Source organism: Halorubrum sp. CBA1125, from assembly GCF_009742825.1.
Classification (GTDB): domain Archaea; phylum Halobacteriota; class Halobacteria; order Halobacteriales; family Haloferacaceae; genus Halorubrum.
Map to the genome: position 1 here is coordinate 1 of NZ_WPCE01000158.1, position 6,944 is coordinate 6,944.

Consider the following 6,944-nt stretch of genomic DNA (forward strand, 5'->3'; position numbering starts at 1 on the left):
TGACCAAGGCGCGCAGCAACGGCCCCCGAGTCCTCCCGCTGGGGCTTTGGACGTATTCGCCGCGGAACTGTCGACCACGTACCGCCGAGCGGCTGGGGTTTTGCAGATGTTCTCCGCGGTGACGATACTCTCGTATCGAGCAGTTCCACCCGAGATCTCGTACCACTAGCACGGGTAGCGAACGGATAGTGTGGACCTGATTAGGCGAAAGAAATGCCATATGAACCGTTCTATGAAACGCTTTGCAGGTGGCTATTTGTGAATCGTTGCTGGCCAAGTGTCTATCTCTAAAGCCTCAACCGCTCGCTTAGAAGTAGTCGACGACGCGGTGTACACCTCCAAAGCCCCAGCCGCGAGGACTTCCGCACCTCGCTGCGGTCCTCAGCGCTCCGCGCGTGCGGTCCTTGCCGTCGGTGGGGTTCCTCCTCGCGGCAGCGAGGCACGACGCGCCGCTGGCAGCCGGCGGCAACGCCGCCGGCGACTGCCCCTTTGCGTCCCGCCCCAACCTCACCGAAACCGCAGCCTCACGCCTCCCCAGCCTCGTCGCTCACTTCGTTCGCGACTCCCTCGCGCTCGGTTCGCGCCCGCTGGGCGCTCACCGGAGCGCGCCACCGCATCCGCTTCCACGTACATAGCGCCGTCCGCACGCCCAGCACGTATTTGTCCCCGGGTGGGAATACCTACCCGACCATGGTCCTCGGCATCTTGCTTCCGGCTGCGGTCTCGTTCGTGTTCGTCACGATCGCCGCGTACGTCGGCGCCCTCCGCGCGCTGGAGGTCTATTTCGACCCGACGAAAGACAGCGTCTTTCTCACGGAGGGGAACACCCCGCCGCGTCGCTGACTCCGGCGACCGCGGTCCGCGGTCCGCCCGCGCCGCCGTCTCACTCCGCGCCGAGCAGCTCGACGAGCAGGGCGTTCTGCGCGTGCATCCGGTTTTCGGCCTGGTCCCACGCGAGCGCCCGGTCCGATTCGAGCACGTCGTTCGTGATCTCCTCGCCGCGGTGGGCGGGCAGGCAGTGCATCACCTTCGCGTCCGTGCCGGCGAGCAGCGTCTCGTTCACCTGGAACCCCTCGAACGCCGCGAGCTTCTCGGCGCGCTGGTCCTCTTGGCCCATCGAGATCCACACGTCGGTGTAGACGACGTCGGCGCCCGCGACCGCGGCCTCGGGATCCGTCGTCGGCTCGATCGCCGCGCCGAAGGCGGCCGCGCGGTCGAAGACGGCCGGGTCCATCCCGTAGTCGGCCGGGGTCGCAACCTCGACGTCGATCCCGGCCATCGCCGCGCCGACGACGAACGACTGCCCGACGTTGTTGCCGTCGCCGACCCACGCGACGGTGGCGTCCTCGCCGACCGTCTCCCGGATCGTGAGGAGGTCGGCGAGCGTCTGACACGGGTGCGCCTCGTCGGTGAGCCCGTTGATCACGGGGCAGTCGGCGTGCTCCGCGAGCACCTCCACGTCGGCGTGGTCGAACAGCCGCGCCATCACCCCGTCGACGTACCGGCCGAGCACGCGTGCGGTGTCGCGCAGCGGCTCGCCGTGCCCGAGCTGGATGTCGTCGGGGCCGAGGAACATCGCGTGCCCGCCGAGCCGGGTCATCCCCGTCTCGAAGGAGACGCGGGTCCGCGTCGAGGGCTTCTCGAAGATCATCCCAAGCGTCGCGTCGGTGAGCCGGGGGTCGGTCTCGCCCGCCTTCATCGCGGCGGCGCGGTCGAGCAGGGCGTCCAGTTCGGCTGGCGTCACGTCGTCGATGTCGAGGAAGTCGTCGGTGGCGAGTGGCATGAGCGGTCGGTTCGGATCTCGTGTGGGTCGTGGTGTGATCGGGTCGCACGGCAGCGTCGCGTGCTCGGTCTGTGCTCCGTCGGGTCGTCGGTCGGCGTTCGATATGTGCGGTGGCAGTGGGGTCGTCAGTCGCCGGTCGCGTCCAAGACCGGCTCAGAAGGGGGCGGCGTCGCGGCCCGCGCCGCGACGCCTACGGTCGGTCCTGGCAGACGTCGCTCAACACGGCGGTCGCGCGGTCCAGCTCCGAGAGGGGGAGCCGCTCGTCGGGCGCGTGGTCGAGGTCGGAGTTGCCCGGGCCGTAGGTGACCATCGGGCAGTCCCACGCGGCCGCGAAGAGGTTCATGTCGCTCGTGCCGGTCTTCCGGAGCAGCCGCACGTCGCCGCCGGCGCCGCGGATCGCGACGCGGAACGCCCGGGCGAGCTCCGTCCGCGGGCTCTCCATCACCGGCGGGATCGGCTCCTTCCAGTGGACCGACCCGGTCGACAGTTCGCCTTCCGCGAGCTCGTGGATCTCGTCGACCGTCCGGTTGGGCGGCACGCGAAGCTGGACGTCCATCGTCGCCTCGACGGCCAGCCCGTCGTCCGTGAGGCCGCCGTCGACAGACACCGGCTTGGTCGTCACCTGCTCGAAGACCGGCGTGTCCGCGTCGGCGGGATCGAACGTCTCCTCGACGCCGTGCCACCAGTCGATCGCGTGCTGGATCGCGTTCCGCTCCGGCCGCGAGGTGTGGCCGGACTCGCTGGTGTTCACGTACGTCCCCGCGAGGAATCCGCGGTAGCCGAGCGTGATCCCGTCCCATCCCGAGGGCTCGCCGTTGACGACCGCCTCGGGCGCGCCGCGGTCCGCGACGAGGTGGCGGGCGCCCCGCGAGCTGGTCTCCTCGCCGGCGACGCCGACGAACGAGACGCCCGTCTTGACCGCGGCGACCGCCATCGCGACGAGCGGTCCCGTCGCGTCCACGGTCCCGCGGCCCCAGAGGACGGGCTCGCCGGGCTCGCCGATCTCGTCGTCCTCCCCGGCGGGCCGCACCTCGACCGGGATGTCGCCCGGCACGGTGTCGATGTGGGAAGTCAACAGGACGGCGTCGCTGGCGGGCGCGCGGACGTTGCCGACCTCGTCGATCCACGCCTCGCGGCCGTTCGCCTCGAAGAAGTCGACGAGCCGCTTGGCCGCCTGCGCTTCCTCGCCGGAGGGCGAGGGGATCGACACCATGTCGTACAGCAGCTTCCGGGCCGGCGTGTCGCAGGCCTCGGGGTAGCCGCCGCCGGCGACGACGTCGGTGCCGGCCGCGGACGACTCGGCGGCGGACTCGTCCGTTTCGCGCTCCTTCCCGGTCGACATCACCCGACCACCTCCGCGATCGCGTCGACGGCCGCGTCGGCGTGCTCCCGCTCGATCGTCAGCGGCGGGAGCAGCCGGAGGACGGTCCGCCCCGCGGGCAGCGCCAGCATCTGGTGGTCGAGCGCCAGGTCACGCAGCAGCCGGTTCGAGCCGCGTTTCACCTCGACGCCGATCATCAGCCCGTCGCCGCGGACGTCGCGGACGTCGTCGCCGAGCCGCGATTCGAGCTCGTCGCGGAGGTACGCGCCGATCTCGTCGGCGTGGGCGGCCAGCGCCTCGCGCTCGATGACGTCGAGCGTCGCGCCCGCCGCGGCCGACACCACCGGCCCGCCCGAGAAGGTCGACCCGTGGTCGCCGGCGTCCTCGGCGATCCAGTCGCGACACAGCGTCGCCCCGATCGGGAGCCCGCTGCCGAGCCCCTTCGCGGTCGTGAGCACGTCGGGGACCACGTCGTGGCGCTCGGCGGCCCACAGCGACCCGGTCCGACCGAGCCCCGCCTGGATCTCGTCTAAGACCATCGCGGCGCCGGCGGCTTCGGTCGCCTCGCGGACCGCCTCGAGGTACGCCGTGGGCGCGGGGTTGATCCCGCCTTCCCCCTGGAGCGGTTCGAGGATGACCGCGGCGGTGTCCTCGTCGACCGCCTCGCGCATCGCGTCGCTATCCCCGTACTCGACGAACTCGACGCCGCCCGCGAGCGGCTCGAACCCCTGCTTGTACGTCTGCTTCCAGGTGGTCGCGAGCGCGCCCATCGTCCGGCCGTGGAACCCCTGCGTGGTCGCGACGATCTTCTCGCGGCCCGTCGCGTGCCGGGCGAACTTCAGGGCGGCCTCGTTGGCCTCCGTCCCGGAGTTACAGAGCCAGACGTTGTCGACGTCGCCCGGACCGGCCGCGGACAGCTGCTCGTACAGCGCGGTCCGCGCGGCGTGCGGGTACGACGCCTGAACGTACATGAGCTCCTCTAGCTGGCTCGTCGCGGCGTCGACGACCGCGGGGTGACAGTGGCCGACGGGCGTGCACGCGTAGCTCGCGCCGAAGTCGAGGTACTCGGTCCCGCTCGTGTCGGTGAGGTACACCCCGTCGCCGGAGGCGATCTCGATCGGCTTCTCCGAGAAGACGAATCCGCTCACGCGGTCTCACCTCCGTCGGTCTCGTCGTCGTCGTCGCCGGCTGCGTCGCCGTCGGCGTCGCCGAGCGCCGACCGTTCGATCGTCGTCCCGTCGCCGCCCAGCGCCGCGACGATCGGGTCGCGGGCGTTGGCGTCGGCGATCACGACGCGCCCGGCGCCGCCCGAGAGCGCCTCTCTCGCGGCCATCACCTTCTTGCCCATGAACCCCTCGCGCGGCCTCGACGGCGTCCAGCTCGTCGGGCGTCGCCGCCGAATCGATGCGGGTCTCGGGATCGTCGGGGTCGGCGTACACGCCGGCCACGTCCGTCAGGAGGACGAGGTCGGCGTCGAGCGCGCCGGCCACGGCGGCGGCCGCGCGGTCCGCGTCCGTGTTCACCGGGGTCACGCCGCCGTCGCTCTCTTTGCCCTCCATGGGCGGCGAGACGACCGGCGTGTAGCCGTCCGCGAGCAGCCCGCCGAGGAGGGCGGCGTTCACCGACTCGATCCGGCCGGAGTGTTCGCCGCGCCGGATCTTCTTCTTGCCGTCTTCGACCACGCGAACCGCCGACTTCCGGGGCCCAGAGAGGATCCCGCCGTCGACGCCCGAGAGGCCGACCGCGTCGACGCCGGCCTCGCGGAACTGCGCCGTCAGCTCGGTGTTGAGCTTGCCGGCCATCGCCATCGTGAACGCCTCCATCGTCTCCGCGTCGGTGAACCGCCCGGTGACGCCGGAGGCGGACTCGACGTACTCGGGCTCCATGCCCAGCCGCTCGATGGTCTCGTCGACGACCGTCGAGCCGCCGTGGACGACGACGACGTCGCGCCCGTTGGCCGCGAGGTGCGCGACGTCGCCGACCGCGCCGGCCGGGTCGACCGCCTTCGCGCCGCCGATCTTGACGACGACGGGGGGGGTCGGCGGCGGGCGTGCCGCCGTCGGCGACCGCGTCGGTCGTCGCCTCGCGGGCGTCACTCGACCCGTCGGCCGTCGCCGCGTCGCTGCCACCCGTCATGGCGATCCCACGGGGTGGAGCCCCTGGAACTCCAGGCCGGCGGTCTCGGGCAGCCCGAGCGCGACGTTGGCCGCGTGGACGGCCTGCCCGGCCGACCCCTTCATCATGTTGTCGATCGCCGAGAACACGACGACGCGCCGGTTGCCGGGGTCGAGCTCGAAGCCGACCTCGCCGTTGTTCGTGCCGGCGACCGACTTCGGCTCGGGGTAGCGGTAGACGCCGCCGCCGCCCGAGACGATCCGCATGAACGGCTCGTCGGCGTACGCGCCGCGGTACGCCCCCCAGAGGTCCGCCTTCGAGACGGGCTCGTCGGGGAAGACGTGACAGGTCGCCGACGCCCCGCGAACCATGTCCACGGCGTGGACCGTGAACGAGACGGAGAGCCCGAGGTACGCCTCGATCTCCGCCTCGTGGCGGTGGCTCGTGGGCGCGTACGGGCGCACGACGCCCGAGCGCTCGGGGTGCGAGGAGGCCGCGCCGCCGCCGGCGCCGCCCTCCGAGGAGCCGACCTTCACGTCGACGACGACCTGATCCGTCTCGGGGTCGAGCGCGCCGGAATCGACCAGCGGCTTCAAGCCGAGGATCGTCGCGGTCGCGTTGCAGCCGCCGCCGGCGATCAGGTCGGCGCCGGCGAGGTTCTCGCGGTTGAGCTCCGGGAGCGCGTACTCCGCGCGCTCTAAGTACTCGGGCGACTCGTGGCCGTCGTACCACTCGTCATACAGCTCGGCCGCGGGGAGCCGGAAGTCCGCGGAGAGGTCGACGACCGTGTCGGCGGCCTCGAAGTACTCGTCGACCTGCCCCATCGAGACGCCGTGCGGCGTCGCCGAGAACAGCACGTCGACGGACGCCAGGTCGTCGGGGTCCGAGAAGCGCAGGTCGAGCCCGCGCAGGTTGGGGTGCGAGCGCCCGACGGTCATGTTGTCCGCCGACCGCGACGTGGCCTGGACGACGTCGAAGTTGGGGTGACCCGCGAGCAGGCGCAACAGCTCGCCGCCGGTGAAGCCGGTGCCGCCGATCACGCTCGCGGTGTACGTCTCGTCGGCCGCGGCCGCGCTCGATTCGGCGCCGTCGCTCGTGCTCATGGCGTCACCTCGTCGGTTTCGGCGTCGCCGTCGGTGTCGCCTGCCGCGGCCGCCTTCGCCTCCAGCCAGTCGACGACCCGGGCGGGCACGTCCACGTCGCTGGCGGCGTCGAGCGCCTTGAACTCGACCGTGTGGTTCACCTCGTGGACGGTGTACTCGCCGGACCCGGCCCCGCCCACCTCCATCAGGTCGACGCCGAGCAGCCCGCCGCCGACCGCATCGGAGGCGCGCTCGACGTACTCCAGCGCCGTCTCGTCGAGGTCGAACGACTTCGTCTCGCCGCCCTTCGCGGCGTTCGTGAGCCAGTGGTCGGACGTGCGCGTCATCGCAGCGATCGGCTCGCCGTCGACCGCCAGCGCGCGGATGTCGCGGCCGGGCTTGTCGACGAACTCCTGGACGTAGAACACCTTGTGCTCGTAGTGGCCGAGCGTCTCCTTGTGTTCTAAGATCGCCTCGGCGGCGTTCCGCGTGTCGATCTTCGCCATCAGCCGGCCCCAGGAGCCGACGACGGGCTTGAGCACGCAGGGGTAGCCGAACGACTCGATGGCCTCCAGCGCGGCCTCCTTCGTGAACGCGACCTCGGTCGCCGGGGTCGGCACGTCGGCCGCCGCGAGCGCGAGCG

6 protein-coding genes and 1 pseudogene are annotated in these 6,944 nt (G+C 71.7%); 1 reads left to right on the top strand and 6 read right to left on the bottom strand.

Features of this window, described 5'->3' with window-relative positions; translation table 11 throughout:
* Nucleotides 1–690 precede the first annotated feature (690 nt).
* Complete coding sequence (locus tag GJ633_RS17245; RefSeq protein WP_197431331.1) at nt 691–843, top strand: hypothetical protein; 153 nt, start codon at nt 691–693, stop codon at nt 841–843.
* 40 nt (nt 844–883) lie between these two features.
* On the opposite strand, the gene argF is transcribed toward GJ633_RS17245, so the two are convergent.
* From argF to GJ633_RS12570, 6 genes and pseudogenes are all read right to left on the bottom strand, one after another.
* Nucleotides 884–1,783 carry an ornithine carbamoyltransferase gene (argF, locus tag GJ633_RS12545; RefSeq protein WP_156589103.1) on the bottom strand — a complete coding sequence of 300 codons (900 nt, stop codon included), beginning with the start codon at nt 1,781–1,783 and terminating at the stop codon, nt 884–886.
* 190 nt (nt 1,784–1,973) lie between these two features.
* The gene (locus tag GJ633_RS12550) at nt 1,974–3,125 is read right to left on the bottom strand and encodes a [LysW]-lysine hydrolase (protein WP_156589104.1); all 1,152 of its coding nucleotides are present in this window, start codon (nt 3,123–3,125) and stop codon (nt 1,974–1,976) included.
* A complete protein-coding gene (locus GJ633_RS12555; protein ID WP_321169070.1) occupies nt 3,125–4,252 on the bottom strand; it encodes an aspartate aminotransferase family protein in 1,128 nt (375 codons plus the stop codon). Before GJ633_RS12555 ends, GJ633_RS12550 begins: the two co-directional genes overlap by 1 nt.
* Nucleotides 4,249–5,200 (bottom strand): annotated as a pseudogene (locus GJ633_RS12560) (acetylglutamate/acetylaminoadipate kinase). The gene GJ633_RS12555 and the pseudogene GJ633_RS12560 overlap by 4 nt, the downstream one beginning before the upstream one ends.
* Nucleotides 5,201–5,236: 36 nt before the next feature.
* Nucleotides 5,237–6,322 (bottom strand): N-acetyl-gamma-glutamyl-phosphate reductase, encoded by a 1,086-nt coding sequence (argC, locus tag GJ633_RS12565; protein ID WP_156589105.1) that lies wholly within the window; start codon nt 6,320–6,322, stop codon nt 5,237–5,239.
* Nucleotides 6,319–6,944, bottom strand: a 626-nt coding sequence (locus tag GJ633_RS12570) for a RimK family alpha-L-glutamate ligase (RefSeq protein WP_156589106.1), incomplete at its 5' end; no start/stop codon positions are given. The genes argC and GJ633_RS12570, both read right to left, overlap by 4 nt.